Here is a 17,013-nt window from a genome sequence, read left to right as displayed (position 1 = left end):
ATGAGTACAATTCAAAGCAAATTCCAAAAAACCAATGATTTTAACGAAATCACCTACGGTCGTCGTTCTGTTAAACTTTACGATCCTGAAGTGAAAATTAGCCGTGAAGAAATGACTGAAATTCTGTCAGAAGCTTCCCGTGCACCATCTTCGATCAATTTGCAGCCTTGGCGTTTTCTGGTTGTAGATACAACTGAAGGTAAAGAAAAGCTTGCTCCACTTGCGAGATTTAATCAAAATCAAGTGTTGACTTCCTCCGCAGTCATTGGCGTATTCATTGACATGAAAAACGCGGAACATATGGAAGAAATTTTTGGCAAAGCCGTAGAACTCGGTTATATGCCACAAGAAGTTAAAGATATGCAACTATCAAAAGTATTACCTTATTATGAAAATATGCCTGCTTCCGCTATTCGCGAAGTTAATATGATCGACGCTGGACTTGCTTCCATGCAATTAATGCTTGTAGCACGTGCTCACGGTTATGATACTAACCCAATCGGTGGTTACGAAAAAGACCAAATCGCAGAAGCATTTGGCATGGACAAAGAGCGTTATCAAGCGGTTATGTTGATCTCGATCGGTAAATCGGCCAAAGAAGGTCACCCATCCTACCGCCTGCCTGTAGAAACCATCACAACTTGGGCATAATATCAGGGACGGTTTCCCCTTTCTTAACACATTCCAAACAAACACAATATGGAGGTTATACATTATGATTATCATTCACGCTCATCTGCAAGTTAAACCGGACCAAGAGCAAACATTCCTCGCAGCTGCGAAGGAACTGATGGCTGCTACACGTCAAGAAGAAGGTAACATCAGCTACGATTTGGCGAAAAGCACAGAACGCGAACAACAATACACGATGATCGAGCTGTGGAAAGATGAAGCTGCTACAGCTTCCCACAACACAAGCGCGCATTTCCAAGCTTTTGTTCAACAAGCAGCAGCATTCATGGCCGCTCCAATGAACGTTGAAGTATTTGCTGGAGAACAAGTTAAAGCTTAATAGCGCTTTAACTGCCATGCGTATCTAACATGTGAATAAGCTGCTCTTGGTCATATGACCGAGGGTAGCTTTTTAGTTTCCTTTTGAAAATAAGTTCACTTCAACAAAAAACACGCCAATTAAGGCGTGTTTTCTTCACTCATTGAAGAGGCATTGAACAATTGAACATGGACTACACTATCCGAGCAGGAGTAATGCTTTGCGGATTGTTAAACACATTTTTCGGGTCATACTTGGCTTTAACTCTCCGCAGTCTGGCATAGTTGGCTCCATAGTACACTGGACCGGAATTCTTGATCCCTTGGTCTGGAACGTTGATATAGGAACCCACAATGTATGGTTGCAATTTCTTGCGAGTATTACGAGCGAGTGCGATATTTTTGGCGGCATGGGATGGTTTGAGCCACGTACTGGTCCATTCCACATAGAACTTCTCTTTACGCCAGAAGAAGGCGGTTGATCTAGGTGATTTGCGACTTACTGCTCCGCCCCAGTTGAGGAAATAGAATCCGCCTGGCCCCTCTTCCAGGTTCTCCAAAAATGTTCGCATCGATTTAATGGCTTTGTCGGGGAATGGTTTTCGTCCAAAACCGGACGAGAACTGGTTGCTATACCGTTGAGTCTCGGTCGGATCAGGTTGTAATAAGAACTTCACAACTTCCGTGTAAGGTAACAAACGAACAATGGAACTTGTCGGTGTGCCAACACTCGTAATCGGCTGCAATAGACGGAGAGCCTCTGTTTTTGACCCTAGGAAAAGCCCCTCCATGACGACATTGCCACCCTTTTTCGGTCCGATGGACAACTCGCTGCCCAGTCTTGTATCCACAGAGGGAGCCCACCTCTGCCATACTTTGAGTACCTTTTCGAATTGAGCCCATGGCCAGGTGATTTTAAATACAGTTGCTTTCGCTGGAGCACGGCGCACTTTGAATTTGTAGCGGGTGTATACTCCGAAGTTACCACCGCCTCCTCCACGCGAGGCCCAAAAGAGATCCGAATTACGATTTTTATTGGCCCGAATCACTTTTCCTTTGGCGTCCACCATCTCCACCTCAAGCAGGTTATCACTGATAAGACCGATGGTACGCTGGAGAGGCCCAATTCCCCCACCTAATGTAATTCCACCGATCCCTACAGTAGGGCTGTCACCAAAAGGAGCTATGAAACCTTGCTTGGCAAGGGTATTTGCAATTCTTCCCACTCGGTTTCCTGTTCCAACAACAACCGTTCCATTTTTCTTATCAAGCTTGATGGAATTCAGATCACTCACATCAATCACGATACCGCCATTCACCTGTGAAAGATTCACTTCAAGCGCATGTCTGCCGCTCCGCGGCCTGATCGGTACATTGTTTTCACGAGCCCATCGGATAGCATTGGATACATCCTTCGTCCGTTGGGCAAATACAAACACTTTGGGAAATTTGTCCGTATGCGGGTCCCAGTTCTTGCGCGCCGCTTCATATCCCGGATCTCCTTTATAAATAACCCGTCCGGTAAGCTTTGTTGATGATTTCACACGTCCCACTCCCTGCTGAATAATTGTCCTACAGCCTCTGCTGCATCAAGCACTTTATACTGTATGACGGACATTCGCGGAGGGAATGGGCTGTTGCCCTTAATTTCAAGGTTCATGTTTCAGAGGAATCAATTCTGATTAACTTGCGCGCTTCCTGTTCTTTTTCACCATACCAGACGAGCACGTCGGCAAACAGATCCATGATGCGAACAAAGTTCTGCTTATCCGCTTCTGAAATCTGATCTGCATACTTGAAAATCTCATCAAAGCAAAGCTCCCTTACAAATTCGGTATACTTCGCATATACCTCGCGACCTTTCTCCGAAGGTTTGACGTAAATGTCTTTGCGGTTACCGCTTAAATGAAATTTTTCGAGCAGGCCTTTTTCCGTCAGATTCTTCACGTTCTTGGAAAATGTACTGCGGCTTACACCCAGACGTGCGGCCATCTCCGACATCTTCTCTTCCTTGTCCTCGGCTTCCAGAATGTATTCCAGCGTCTGAATCTGTGAAGCCGAGAACATCATGTCTGTACCATAACTTCGCTGCAGCTTATAGGTGTTCGAGTACGCATTACCGTATTTGATAATTTTCTCAATCAGTTCCCGATGGTCGCCCATCCAATCTAATTTCATGCGTAATTCCTTTCATATTCAGATTCTCTCTCTTACTCTATTGAAATCAGATCCGTTTTTCAATCCATGTAATCGCTTCTTCAATAACATCATCACGAGTCGGTTCATTAAATATCTCATGCATCAGATGAGCATAAATTTTAAGTGTTTTATCTGTTGAAGCGATATCGCCGTAAAAGTCACGGGAATCCTTTTCGCTGACCAGTCCATCATTGGCCCCATGCAGTACAAGCACGGGATCTGTAAACTGCTTGGCGTTCTCCTTGAGCCATGTTATGCCATTTCCCAGACTGTTAAATAAATCTACAGAGATCTGCTTTTCAACCAGTGGGTCATTCGCGTAAGCGGATACAACTGCGGGATCACTACATACGCCGCTGCCCAGCTCATTTGGGAAATACGTGCCTGTAGGAAGTTCCATCGGCAGTTCTCCGGCAACTTTTGTATTGTAACGAGTGAGCGCTCCGGATAGTACGATGCCCTTGACCTTGCCTGGATATTTCGTTCCAAAGGACGAGGTTGCAAAACCGCCCATACTATGTCCGATGACAAACAGCGGAAGATCACCGCTCTCTTGCAATGCCGCCTCGACAATGACATGGACATCTTCAATAAGATGATCAAACTTTTTATAGAACGTACGCTGTCCCTCGGATCTGGCATGACCCCGATGGTCGAAGCGATACACGCTAAACCCACGCTGATTCAGCTTCTCTGTCAAATAATCATAACGTCCTGCATGCTCAGCTAGTCCGTGTACAATAACGACAGCGGCTTTTGCATTTTCTACTGTATCCTTGCTGAAATAAAGCTGTGTACCGTCAAAGGATTGAATCATTGTCTCGATTTTAGTCATCGTTTCCCCGTCCTTTTTGTGGTGTCCAAACATAAGTTCCGAGAGATCGTTTCCTCCGCCCTACCATGGACACGTTTATTATTATTTCTCTTAAAAATAATATTGTTTCTTATAGAAACAATATATCATCCGACATAGCTGTTGTCTACAATAAATTTAAAGCGCTTTCAAATAAATAGTATCACTGCTATGCATCATAAAAAAACCACTAAACACTCGAGAATCCTTGTGTTTAGTGGGGGGCTTTTAGGTTACATTCTAATCATTCATCTCATCAACAGCAGTCTTACCAGCGATTCGTCCAAAAGTAAATATATCCGTCAAGGCATTACCACCTAAACGGTTGCCTGCATGTATACCTCCTGCAACTTCCCCAGCGGCATACAGATGTGCAATCGGCTGACCGTTTTCATCCAATACGCGAGTTTGGGTGTCGATCTTGATACCACCCATTGTATGGTGAACTGCCGGTTTTCTAGGTGTGGCATAGAATGGAGACTTCTCAACTTTTAAACTAAACGTATCCTTATGGAACTCCGGATCAAAGCCCGCATCCACATATGAGTTATACTTATCAATCGTATTTCTAAGAACTTCAGGTTCCATATTGATTTTCACTGCCAGTTCTTCTATGGTATCGGCTCTAAACAAGGTACCTTCTTCGACTTGACGGTCTATCTTTTCCTGGCTTGTGTTCGCTGCCGTTTTCTTGATCTCGTCATCCGCAATCAGGTAAAATAAACTTCCCTGCTCGATAGCAGCTTTGGTTAAGACATCTCGTCCAGAGAATTCATTAACAAATCGTTCTCCCTTTTTATTAACAATGACAAAGTTTTCAGGCGGTACTTGCAGTCCACTGAAGAGTTCGCCCGTATCCGGATCGGCTACAGGCATCATTTGAGTGAAGCCCATGCCTGTCAGCGCTGCTCCTGCACTTTTACCTAGCGATATTCCATCACCAGTCATCGCATAGGAATTTGTTGTTTTGATATCATCGTCAATATGGCTCCAGTATGTGTTGTATTCCTTGAGCATCTGTGTATTTGCACCAAAACCGCCGCTGGCAAGCACAACGGCTTTGGCATGAATGGTTATTTTCTGACCATTGACACCTGTTGCGATAACACCTGTTATTTTTCCATCTTCGATGATCAGTTGTTTGACCGGGCTATCTGTAATAATTTTTCCTGAATGCTCTTCTACATATTTGCTAAGCGCAATGATAAAGGCAGAGCCATAACTTTTGACAGGTTTATGGCCACGACGCCAAAGGGCACCCACTGGAGCAAATACGATACTCTTATCATACTCAACCCCGATATCCTCAAGCCACGTTACACTTTCCAAGGCACGGTCTGTAAGTACTTTGACCAAATCGTATTGTCCATAGATCATGCTCCCATTCAGGTCTGTACGTTTGCCCCCAAAATACGTTTGCATTCTGTGAAGAAGTGGGGAGTCGAATAAATAAGCCTTTTCTGTGCCGAACTTATCCTGATATGCAGTAAACTCTTCTTTGAGTGCATGGAAATCATCTACATATTCTGGATGGATCAAGCTCTCATCGGTACTTAATAAATTCTCAATCGTCTGTCTTTCCCCTGGATTCTCAGTGAACTGTTGTTGCCATACAGGATCTGCAGCATTGACAGGACCACCTGAGCGGATCGTATTCCCCCCAACAGCAGGATATTTCTCAAGTACAATCGCACTTGCTCCTTGTTGTAAAGCTGTAGCAGCAGCACTGAGTCCTGCGCCACCTCCACCTACAACGACCACATCGCAAGTGTATTCTTCGTCATCTTTCATCTGGCTGCTAGCAGGTTTTGGACGTCTTTTCAGGATGTCAGGATTCACTCCGGCAAGCTTAACCGCTTTGGCTACACCATTGATGACAGCATTACTGGTTTCAGAAGCACCTGAGAGAGCATCTACATTCAGCGTCTGTCCCTCAATGATTTTATTCGGAATTCTTACAAAAACAACATCGGCGATGCCTTCGGTTTCACCCTTCGAATCGATATCGATGCTTTCAATTCTATTTTCACTAAAGGATACCTTCATCGGCAGATTGCCACTGTGACCTATAGCATTGATCTCATACACACCGGGATTATAAGTGAATTCTTCTTCTTCGTTCAGCTGATTTGAAATTTTGGCAAACCGAAGGAACCGCAGGAAACATGTTTCCAGGAAATCGATCGTTCCTTCATTGTTCAGGTTGCCTGATTCGTCAAATGCTTTATGTGCGCTGCCAAGCAAAAATTCATACCCTGGCATCACGTTAGCTTCGACACCTGGTGCATCCAGGATTTGACGAAGATGCAGTTGTGCACGCGAGGAACCTTGTGTTCCCTGTGACGCACCTATGATCATCACGGGTTTGCCAGCCAGCGGATGGATTTCAAAGCTCAACCATTCCAACAGGCTTTTAAGGGATGAAGGGATGGAATGGTTATATTCTGGAGTCGCAATAATGACACCATCACTTGCGATAATTTTTTCATTAAACGATTGTATAATTACACTGTTTGTTTGGTTATCGGACTGATTAAACATCGGAACATCTGTAATATCGAGGATTTCAATGGCTGCTCTGGACTCAAAATGCTTTTGTATGAATTGAAGCAGCTTGCGATTATACGATTTCTTTGCATTTGTGCCAACGATCGCTATGATTTTCATTGTGATTAGCCCCCTACTCTTGCCAAGAAAATTTTTTCGTTTTTTTCTTCAACGTCCTTTTTGATAACAGTTCCGTAGTGATCTCCGTAAACAAAACAAACTCATTGAAGATTTCGGCAAGCTCCGCTACTTTGTCAGCGTCAATGAGATTACCACTGCTATCAAATGCACTCTGTGATTTTCCCAAAAGAAACTCGCTGCTAGGCATCATTCTCGCACCAAGCTCAGGTGAGTCCAGGATTTGTCTAAGATGCGCTTGTGCCCTGGAAGAACCGAGTGCACCATGTGAAGCACCTACAATCAGAACAGGCTTGTCTTTCAAGGTTTGAGTGGTATAACTGATCCATTCCAGCGCACTTTTCAGAACGGCAGGGATTGCATGGTCATACTCAGGAGTAGCGATAATGACACCTTTCGCTTTAGAAATTTGATCTAATAAGTCTTGTACCTTCACAGGAATATCAACTTCAGCATCCTCTAATTCATCTTTTTCAATAAAGGCAGGCAAATCCTTAATTTCAAACAAGTCAATCTTGGCTTCACTAGCAAAATGCTTTTGCATAAATTGAAGCAGCATGCGGTTAGTTGACACATCCGAATTTGTGCCCACGATAGCTAAATAGTTCATCGTAATCCCCTCTCTGTCATTCGAGATGATGTTCGTAACTGTCAGGCTCAATCTTTCGGCCTAACTCTAACATATCAAAGCTCAAATGATCTAATAGTTATTCATTGCAGTTTGATAACTAATTTGTTATAATCACCTCAAATTCAAAGTTTGTTACTTTTTTCACAAGGGGTGAGAAACATGTCTAAGTTAGAATCTCAAGATATCTTGTGTTACATTGACAGCCTATTAAAATACAGCAACTATAGCAGGGCCGCACAATCCCTTTACATATCTCAGCCCTACCTCACAAAGGTTATCAAAAAAATCGAAATTGAGTTGGGCTGTGAGCTAATCACTCGCAACAAACTTCCGTACCGATTAACCGAGCAGGGGAAAATATATTATCAATACTTAACTTCACTCGAAAACAGCTACGCCAAGCTTATTAGGGAAATCTCATATGTATCGGATATTGGCAATAAGGTGATACGGATCGGCATTCTTCCGAGCCTCGGTGTGTACTTAACGCCCCTTTTTTTACCAGATTTTCTCGAGCTTCATCCTGCTTATAAAATTAATCTTGTCGAGGACTTACCTGAAAAAAATGAGAAACGTCTCCAAAATAATGAGCTGGACTTCTGGATCGGGCAAAATTCAAGCAGTATCTCCCCTAACTTGAACTCGTTTAACTGGGGCAGGCACAGTTACCAGGCCATCATTCCGCGTTGCTGCGAATTATATCAAGAGAATGTTGCAGTCATCCCGGAGGGTACGATTGAGATCAGCACCATTTTGAATCAAAAGCTTATTCTAACGTCCAAAGGTTCGGCAATCCGAAAACAGATTGATCAATTGCTCAGTGTCTACAAGGTACAGCCTAATATCGTTATGGAAAGCAATGAAATCTACACTGTACTCAAGCTTGCAAAGCATAATCTAGGCCTGACTTTTGTGCCTGAAAGCATCCATATCAAGGAGTGCCCTTCGGAATACAACATCTATCCAATCCCTTTAGAGAAGATGAGTCTGGATTATTTTATAGCCCATCATGGAGCAAAAAAGCTGAATAGCGTGGATCATGACCTCATCCATACTTTTCTCAATCACGGACAACAATGTGCAATATAGGAGGCTATCATGAAACCTTTTACGAGAACGATACCGCTTATGGGAACTAACATATCCCTCTATATCAAGGGGACAGATGCTGAAGAGCTTGCCGAGGAAGCCGTGAATATGCTTGTCCATTATGAACAAGTGTTTAGTGCCAACAGTGAGCAATCGCAGCTTGCCATGCTAAAAAAAGAAGCCGCATCACATCCGCTTAGAGTAGACAAGGAACTGTATGATCTTATTAAGATAGGCAAAGAACACAGCCTGAATAAAGATTCATTTTTAAATATTGCAATAGGGCCTTTGATCAAATTGTGGAGAATTGGTTTTCGCGAGGCACATGTGCCGGAGGATACCGAGATTAAAGCAGTGCTGGAGCTCTTGAATCCGGAGCATATACAGCTTGACGATGAGCTGCAAACGGTTCATTTATTCAAAAAAGGCATGGAAATCGACCTTGGAGCGATCGCTAAAGGTTATTTTGCTGATCAAGTTATGTCATTTTTCAAGAAAAACGGAGCTACATCAGCTATGGTCGATATGGGCGGCAATGTTCTGGTTCATGGCGATTCTCCCACCGGGTCCAGTCACTGGAAAGTTGGAATTCAAAATCCCTTTTTACCTAGAGGAAATGCAGCAGCACTCGTTAGTATACGCGAGCAATCCGTTGTTACATCAGGAATATATGAGAGAGTTTTAGAGAAGGAAGGGAGTCAGTACCATCATATATTTAACAGCAGAACAGGCTATCCAATCGAAAGTAATATCGCTTCTTTAACGATTATTGCGGATCGATCGCTCGACTGCGATATATATACTACAGAATTATTTGGGTTAGATGCGGTCTCCATTATTCATAAAGTTAATAATATGAAGGATATCGAGGCTGCCGTAATCACGACGGATGGAAATCTGGCCTATACCGATAATCTTAGGGGCAGAATTGAGCCCGTATTAAGGTAAAGTTAACAGCTAATTCTTTAGGGCAGGATCTAACGGCTTTTCCTGCTCGCTGATTAAACAGACAATAAAGTGGACGGAACAAGTTCTTCCGCCCAACTTTATGATCTGAGTGAATCAATAGCAACTGCCTTATAATTAACGTGTCTACATCAAACCCAACACATTATAGATCATCACTGCTGCTTCTGCACGGCTAGCATTCTTCTTCGGTGCAAACTCATCGTTACCTACACCGTTTATTATGCCTGCTCCCTGTATTGCCTCTACCGCTTGCTTCGCATAACTTGCGATGTTTGCTTCATCCTTGAAGGCTGTAGCTTCACCACTTGCTAACGCCAGTTGCTTAATTTGGACAGCCTTGTATACCATAACCGCCATATCTTCTCGCGTAATGTTCTCATGAACTCCGAATCGTCCATTTGGCTTCCCGTTCACAATCCCTAGCTTCTGCGCGGTTGCGATATTTCCATGGTACCATTTTCCTTGCTTCACATCACTAAAACTTGTCGTTGCGCTCTCATCCGATAACTCAAACAACTTCATCAGCATGGTGATGAATTCTGCTCTTGTCACTTGACCATTCGGATTAAATTCGCCGTTGCCTACACCCTTCACAATGCCTCTTGCTCCCAATGCTGAGATCGCATCCTTCGCCCAATCTTGGGTCACATCCTTAAAGCTCGTTGCAACATACGCTACCGTATACTTGCTTAGATACGTTGGCTTGAACTCTACTTTTCCTGTCGCTGCATTGTATTTACCATTCGTCACCACTCTTAGCTCTCCGTTGTCCTTCACATCGTATACAACGACGTTGTTTGGATTTTCGTTAGCCTTTAGTGTGTATGGCAATTCAATCACGAGATCATCTCTGCCATCAAACTCTGTAAGTTTCTTACCATCAATCGTTAGCTCAATATCGTATACGACCTCACCGTTCAGCTGAGCTTGTGCGCCAGCTGGCAGTTGATTAGCTGCGATTTTCTTAATCGACAATCCTAACGTTTTCCCTGCACTTGTTCCTGTTCCAAGCAGTTCGGTTGCCACGGTTACGACTGCAGAGCCTGTGTTGATCTCGATGAGATCTACCATAGAAGCTCCACTTGTTAAGCGCGGATCTACTGCTAGCTCAATCGTTAGCTCGTTCAAGCTTGCATCAGCTTCAACTTGCATGTGTAACTTACCGCCTGTCGTTTGATCAAGCGCACGTTTCACCGTATCCGCACTTAACTTCACTTTAGAAGCACCGCTCTCATTTACAACCGGCTTAATGTGTATTTGCCCGTTGTCCATGACCACTGGCTCATTTCCACCTGGAGCTGTTGGTACTGTAGGTGCAGGAATGTTACCGTCACCGCCACCATTTCCATTACCACTGCTTGGTACTTGTGGTGTTCCATCAACCAATGGTGTTACCGTTACCGTAGCGCTTGATGATAAACCACCATCCACTGTAGTTACTGTAATCCTTGCTGTTCCTGGTGCCACCGCTGTTACTTGACCTGTCGCACTTACAGTGGCTACAGCTGTATTGCTTGAGCTCCATGTTACTGCTTTTTTCGTTGCATTAGCTGGTGTTACCGTAGCTGTCAATTGCCCTGATTGACCTTCTACGATGGACAACGTTGTTTTGTCCAAGCTAATTCCGCTAACGGGTACGTTCTTTCCATTGAGTGCATCATACTCACTTTGTGTAATTGGAATTACCGTTCCGTGACGCGGACTAGCTGGTAAGTTGTAGTTAGAAGATAATGTCCAGACACCTGATGCAAGATTTGTTGTCTCGAATGGAACATAACCTCTTCCACCAAACTCATCTACGAATAAATACCATTTTTCATCGGTATTTGATTTGAAGATCGTTGGACCCTCGACCCATTTGATGTTACCAACGCCTTGATTAATCATCTTGTAGGTTGGATCTAAGATCGAGTCACCCACCTCTTGGAAGATCATCTTGCCAAATGGAGCAGAAGCTCCGTTGTTTTGCTCATCTTTCGTAAAGCGATACACTTTTCCTTCATGCTCAATCATCGTTGTGTCAATGATTGAATATCCATAATCCAAATATACTTGCGGTTCAGTAAACGTATAGAAATCTCTTGTCTTGCTATACATCATTTTTTGATAAGCATCGCCTGTATGGGATGCGTCATCAAACATTCTTGATGCCCAAAATACGATATATTCACCTGTTGTGTTGTCGTACATAATTTCTGGTGCCCATGTATTACCCGCTTCTTCCGGTGCAACCTCTACCATGCGTTGATCTGTCCAATTGACTAGATCATTCGATTCCCAAACCATAATGGAACGACTACCCCATGTGTGTGCTCTGCCCCAGTTACCATTGCCGTTAATTTTCAGATCGGTAGCGATCATGTAGAACTTATCACCTTCAGGCGAACGAATAATGAACGGATCACGTACCCCCTTCTCCCCTAAGGTAGAGGTCAATACAGGTTTACCATTATTCAATTCTCGCCAGTTCAACGGATCATTACCGTTACTTAGTGCAAAGTAAACTTGCTCCCCTGTTGCGGTACCTTCTCCAGTGAAATATGTGAAAAAGTATCCCGCATATTTTTCATCAGCAGGCAATTCCTTCACCTTCGCAATGAATTCCTTCGTAGTGGATGCTGAATTTAATGTAATCGTAGCTGTAAGCTTGACGTCTACATTTCCACTACCGTGTGCCGGACGTTTTACTTCTCCAGTAACTGAAACGACGTTTGGTTGTACAGAAGCCCAAGTAATCGTTACTCCATATAGTCCAGATGTTGGTAATGATATATGACCTCTTACATCATTAATGTTATGAACGACTAGCGCTACTTTTGCTTCATCTACAGAAGTGACATCGTTTGGCAATGCCTTAACCGTCAACTGAAAAGTTTTGTTAACTGTCTCTGTACCATCTGTAAATACTGCTGTTAACGTTACAACTTGATCACCTGTTGCGTTAGCTGGTCTGGTTACGGCACCTGTAGTTGAGATGACATTCCCCTTATCTGAAGTCCAGCTTATTGTTGTGCCATAAACACCTGATGTTGGCAATGTTACATTGCTTATAATCGCATCTTTTGATGCATTAGAAGCAAGAAGATCATGAATCGTTAATTTCTCTGTCGCAGCCGATACAAGCATGCCCTCCATCAAAGCAATCTTCTGATCTGCATGAGCCTTAAGTGATGTAATATCTGCCGCAGTCATAGCACCATCATAGATTTGGAAGTCTGCAATCAACCCGCCGAAGTATGGATCAGCTGTATAGAATGACTTACCGATGGTTCCACTACTGCCTGAAGTATTTTTTATTTGTTCTAGTGTCATCCCATTCGTTGAGCCTGATGCAACAGCAACACCATCAATATAAAGCGTTAGTGTACCATCCGTGCCTGAAACAACAGTCGTAACGACTTTCCATTCATTATTCTTTAAGCCCGTGGTAGAAGTTGAAGACTCATTATTCCAAGCATTCGTCGCGATACCTAGGCGAGCTAGACCGTTAGCGTTATAACGTGGTGTGAAATACGTATAGTGTGTATTATCGTTTGGTCTTCCTAATGCATATAACCACTCGGCAGCGTTTTTACCGCTCCAGTTCACAATGGATGAAACAGTCATATCCGTTAATCCATCAAGCACTCCTTGTGGTAGCTCTACATAAGAGTTAGTTGTGCCACCAGTAAAGCTTAGTACACCAGCATCTTGAGTACGAATCCATTCTGCTTTAGACGGATTCATCCATTTTCCGTTGAATTTTCCTGTTTGGTCAATAACCGTCGCACCATCGATATCATTCATATCATAGTGAAGAATGAGCTCTGCCCCAGATGGCTGCTCTACTGGAGGAGTCACGTCTTCATCAGCTAATGTTGTAATCTCTTCAACGGATAATGCACGATTATAAATACGGAAATCATCCAATTTACCATCAAATAAACTATGAGAGCTGTTTCTCGATTTACCAATATAATTCATCGTTGTTTCCAGTAACATTCTCGGCTCAACGTTAAATGTCGAGTTACGTTTAACCTCTTGACCATTCACATACAATACGGCATCAAATTCATCCATTGTAATTGCAACATGCTGCCAAGTCTTCGTTGGTAATAACCCGGAATTTCTCACCGCATATTTATATTCTGATCCCAGTCGCGTGCTGTCATTGCTAAATTTCTCTGTAAAAGGTGTTACGACAGCAAACTCTAGACTACCTGTATCACCTTGTGTGCTCAAGTACATGGTGTTGCGGTTAACCTGTCTGCCTGTGTCGGAAGCAAAATCAAATATTCTTTGATTTGCTTGATTTCTGTCCATTTGAACCCATGTAGAGAACGTAGCCTTCTCAAGATTCAAGGATTGAATCAAGTTATCTGGCAGCTTCACATATCCTGTTGATCCATTAAGCTCTAGTGCACCACCCGTTTTACCAATACGATCCTCTTCATTAATCGTTGCTCCACCTACTAGTGTTGCGTGATGACCATTGCCAGAAATGTCATTCACCGTTGTACCATTCACTGTATTTGCATCAAATGAGTAATGTACAACCGGGTCTGTTGATGGTGCTGGACCTTTCCAGGCATACTTCTCTTGCAAAGCATCATACTCTGCATGTGAGATTGGAATTACGGTTCCGTGTCGTGGTCCTGGCGGAAGTGCATATTTATCACTACTTAATACATTGTTCATATATTGTGTGCTACTATCCAGATCTGTTGTATATCGAACATGATATGGCCATGAATCAAGGAACAGATACCATTTGTCTTTATTATTATCTTTAAAAATCGTTTGCCCTTCGTTGTTGCCATTATTTCCGATCAAGCCAAGTTTATTATCACGTGTACCCGGAACAGCGTCGTATTGAAGGCCGTTTGCTGCAATACCGTCCTTGTCATAGTAAAAAGTTGGTGCTTTCTCCACATACACTTTAGTATTCACTTCTGATTTGGTGAATCGGTACAACATATCATTATGCTCAATAAACGTTGTATCAATGGTCGGAAGTGACTCATCAATCATGACCTTTGGCTCCGAGAAGTTGTAGAAGTCTCTTGTTGTTGCGTAGTACATCACATTGTACTGACCTGCAGGTCTTCCGTTATAATCACCATATGTCTCTGTGTTTTTCATCGATGATGCCCAAAATACGATATACTCTCCAGTTACTGGATCATAGATGGCTTCTGGTGCCCACGTGTTTCCTCCAGTCTTAGGAGCAACCTCGATCATACGCTGCTCGCTCCAATGAACGAGATCCTCCGACTCCCAAATCATCATGTAATGACTACCCGTAATTTGAGCTTGGTCGAAATTTGTACTTTCGCCCATTTTCAAATCGGTTGCCAGCATATAGAATTTATCCCCTTCTGGAGACCGTATAACGAATGGATCCCGAAGTCCTTTTTCACCCATATCAGATTGAAGGATCGACTTACCATTATTCAACCCTTTCCAGAACAATGGATCTTCAGCTGTAGCGAAGGATATCTCTTCACCACCCTCATATTCACCTGTAAAGTACGCAAAGAAGTAAGCATCATGCTGCACTGGCGCAGTTGCTTGTTTAAGCGTAACGTTAAACGTAAGCTCTTTAGAAGCTGCACCATTCGTAATTGTAGCTATTAGCGTAACGGGCGTATCCGTAGCTTGACGGCTTACCCAGCCTAGCTGTGTAGCGTTACCAGCCGCTTCAGCCGTTCCTTTCACAACTGCCGGTCTGCTAGATACCCATGTAATTGTGGAGCCTTGTTCACCTGTAGCAACAAGACGTAAGTTACCTTTAATGTTGTCAGCATTGTAGATCTCTATTTGTTCAGCGTCCAGATCAACCTTCTGCTGATCATCGAATTGCTTCAAGATCGTAACAGGGAATACAGCTGTAGTTGATACGCCTTGATACGTTAAAGTGGCCGTAAGCTCTGCCTGAACATTACCTGCTTGAACAGCTGGACGCTGTACAGTGCCATGGTTAGAAATGACAGCAGGATGACTGGAACTCCAAGTAATGCTGACGCCGTTTTTACCGCTTGTTGGTAATGTAACGTTTCTCGTTATCTTATCGGTGCTCTTATCGCCTTCACCTAAGTAACGACTGATGTCAAGTTGATTCGCGGCATCATCAACAGTGAGCTGACGTATTTTGGAGATGTGAGTTGCTCCTTCTTGTTGATATAACTCGCCTACATCTTGCTCTGTCAACGCGCGATCATATACTCGAAAATCAGCTACGCTACCTTGAAAGTATGGATCGTTTGAGAAGATTGATTTACCGATAAAGCCAGAGAAAGTAGCATCCGGATTAATAATTTCTGACAGCTTTAGTCCCTTTGCATTACCCGAAGCAACCTTAACTCCATCCACGAATAACGTTATCCTATTGCTAGCTTCGGACAAGGACACCGTTACATGCTTCCACTGCCCACCGATAAGGTTTGAGTTTGCGCTACCTGTAACTAATGCTTCATTCGGCCAGCCATTTTTAGAGATACCTGTAGCAATCATATTACCTGATCCACTACCGTGACGTGGTGTTACGAAGAAATATTTGTTCGTTTCTGGTGTTAATACAGTACCCAAACCGAAGATCCAGCGATTCGTCCCATCATTTGTCCAGTTCACGATTGAAGATACTGTAATCTCATTTAGACCGTGTAGTAGATCTAGTCCATTTGAGCCCTTAGGAATCTCAATATGCTCACTATTAGATGTAGAGCTTCCACCATTGAAGGAAACAAAGCCAACCTCACTGTTTGAAATGAATTGTCCATTATTTGGATTTCTAAATATTCCGTCAAATGTAACTGCCTTATTAGCAACATCCTTCAGTACGAGTTGACCGTCTACTTCTTCAGTCGTTTTCATGTTGTAATGAAGAATAAGGTCATCTTTTAACGATTTTCCTTTAACCGTAACGGCTGATGTAGCTGTAAACTCTCCATCTTCAGTCTGTACCGTAATTGTGGCTGTACCTCCACTAACAGCTGTAACTTTACCCGTTGAATTGACAATCGCTACACTGGAGTCACTAGATGTCCAGATAACTTTTTTATTCGTTGCATTTGAAGGTGAAATCGTAGCCACTAATGTCTCGCTGTCCCCCACTGATAAAATAATTGTAGGTTCATTAAGCAAGACATTCTTAACGGCAATCTGCTCAACAGTGTCATCCTTAGGTAGTAAGGTAACCATGAACTCCTTCGTTGCCTGGCTTCCACCTAAAGAAATGGTTGCAGTTAACGTCACTTGTTGCTCCATTTCTCGTAAGAACACTTCCCCAGTTGGACTAATCGCACTCTCATCACTAAAAGTCCATGAGATCATTGTGCCATTCTTATCTTGAGTAGGCAGTTCAAGAGATTCTGTAACTGCCGATATGTCTCCTAACGTTAGCTCTATTTTGCCTTGTTGTACTTGCTTTTCATTAAACGATTGTTCATATACTACAGCGATATCTTCATTATTTAGTGCCTCTCCGTAAATTCTTAAATCTTGAAAGCTACCCGCAAAAGTAGCATCCCCTAAATAATTGGAGCGACCGATGTAAGCATGCAAATCAGTACCAAAGCTTGCTGTTGTTTTCTCTTTGGCGGTCGTGCCTATGCTTACA

At 43.2% G+C, this 17,013-nt stretch carries 10 protein-coding genes; 4 read left to right on the top strand and 6 right to left on the bottom strand.

Annotated elements, in window-relative coordinates; genetic code table 11:
- Window positions 1-651, top strand: a complete 651-nt coding sequence (locus MKY01_RS10055; protein WP_036670026.1) for a nitroreductase family protein — start codon at window positions 1-3, stop codon at window positions 649-651.
- Between the two features lie 64 nt (window positions 652-715).
- Window positions 716-1,012 (top strand): putative quinol monooxygenase, encoded by a 297-nt coding sequence (locus MKY01_RS10050; RefSeq protein ID WP_076326987.1) that lies wholly within the window; start codon window positions 716-718, stop codon window positions 1,010-1,012.
- 172 nt (window positions 1,013-1,184) lie between these two features.
- Here the strand turns inward: MKY01_RS10050 and MKY01_RS10045 are convergent, their stop codons facing one another.
- From MKY01_RS10045 to MKY01_RS10025, 5 genes are all read right to left on the bottom strand, one after another.
- On the bottom strand, window positions 1,185-2,534 hold the full coding sequence (locus MKY01_RS10045; RefSeq protein ID WP_253507168.1) for an FAD-binding oxidoreductase: 1,350 nt from the start codon (window positions 2,532-2,534) through the stop codon (window positions 1,185-1,187).
- A 112-nt stretch (window positions 2,535-2,646) separates the two neighbouring features.
- Window positions 2,647-3,168, bottom strand: coding sequence for a MarR family winged helix-turn-helix transcriptional regulator (locus tag MKY01_RS10040; protein ID WP_036609787.1), 522 nt, complete (start codon window positions 3,166-3,168; stop codon window positions 2,647-2,649).
- A gap of 46 nt (window positions 3,169-3,214) precedes the next feature.
- The gene (locus tag MKY01_RS10035) at window positions 3,215-4,024 is read right to left on the bottom strand and encodes a lysophospholipase (RefSeq protein WP_339286375.1); all 810 of its coding nucleotides are present in this window, start codon (window positions 4,022-4,024) and stop codon (window positions 3,215-3,217) included.
- 258 nt (window positions 4,025-4,282) lie between these two features.
- Window positions 4,283-6,709, bottom strand: coding sequence for a flavocytochrome c (locus MKY01_RS10030; RefSeq protein WP_339286374.1), 2,427 nt, complete (start codon window positions 6,707-6,709; stop codon window positions 4,283-4,285).
- A 13-nt stretch (window positions 6,710-6,722) separates the two neighbouring features.
- On the bottom strand, window positions 6,723-7,337 hold the full coding sequence (locus tag MKY01_RS10025) for an NADPH-dependent FMN reductase (RefSeq protein ID WP_339286373.1): 615 nt from the start codon (window positions 7,335-7,337) through the stop codon (window positions 6,723-6,725).
- Between the two features lie 180 nt (window positions 7,338-7,517).
- On the opposite strand from MKY01_RS10025, the gene MKY01_RS10020 reads away from it, so the two are divergent.
- A complete protein-coding gene (locus tag MKY01_RS10020) occupies window positions 7,518-8,447 on the top strand; it encodes a LysR family transcriptional regulator (RefSeq protein ID WP_101313357.1) in 930 nt (309 codons plus the stop codon).
- Window positions 8,448-8,456: 9 nt separating this feature from the next.
- Window positions 8,457-9,395, top strand: a complete 939-nt coding sequence (locus MKY01_RS10015; protein ID WP_339286372.1) for an FAD:protein FMN transferase — start codon at window positions 8,457-8,459, stop codon at window positions 9,393-9,395.
- A 144-nt stretch (window positions 9,396-9,539) separates the two neighbouring features.
- On the opposite strand, the gene MKY01_RS10010 is transcribed toward MKY01_RS10015, so the two are convergent.
- Complete coding sequence (locus tag MKY01_RS10010; protein ID WP_339287134.1) at window positions 9,540-17,006, bottom strand: immunoglobulin-like domain-containing protein; 7,467 nt, start codon at window positions 17,004-17,006, stop codon at window positions 9,540-9,542.
- Window positions 17,007-17,013 lie beyond the last annotated feature (7 nt).

Origin of the sequence: Paenibacillus sp. FSL R5-0486 (assembly GCF_037975155.1) — a bacterium.
GTDB classification, from domain to species: Bacteria; Bacillota; Bacilli; order Paenibacillales; family Paenibacillaceae; genus Paenibacillus; species Paenibacillus amylolyticus.
Note: the sequence above shows the minus strand (reverse complement) of the source record. Positions and strands in the feature narration are given on the sequence as shown.

Bases quoted from the DNA above. Each gene is read 5' to 3' on its own strand.
- MKY01_RS10055 (WP_036670026.1), top strand. From the start codon at position 1: ATGAGTACAATTCAAAGCAAATTCCAAAAAACCAATGATTTTAACGAA.
- MKY01_RS10035 (WP_339286375.1), bottom strand. From the start codon at position 4,024: ATGACTAAAATCGAGACAATGATTCAATCCTTTGACGGTACACAGCTT.
- MKY01_RS10020 (WP_101313357.1), top strand. From the start codon at position 7,518: ATGTCTAAGTTAGAATCTCAAGATATCTTGTGTTACATTGACAGCCTA.
- MKY01_RS10025 (WP_339286373.1), bottom strand. From the start codon at position 7,337: ATGAACTATTTAGCTATCGTGGGCACAAATTCGGATGTGTCAACTAAC.
- MKY01_RS10040 (WP_036609787.1), bottom strand. From the start codon at position 3,168: ATGAAATTAGATTGGATGGGCGACCATCGGGAACTGATTGAGAAAATT.
- MKY01_RS10015 (WP_339286372.1), top strand. From the start codon at position 8,457: ATGAAACCTTTTACGAGAACGATACCGCTTATGGGAACTAACATATCC.
- MKY01_RS10030 (WP_339286374.1), bottom strand. From the start codon at position 6,709: ATGAAAATCATAGCGATCGTTGGCACAAATGCAAAGAAATCGTATAAT.
- MKY01_RS10050 (WP_076326987.1), top strand. From the start codon at position 716: ATGATTATCATTCACGCTCATCTGCAAGTTAAACCGGACCAAGAGCAA.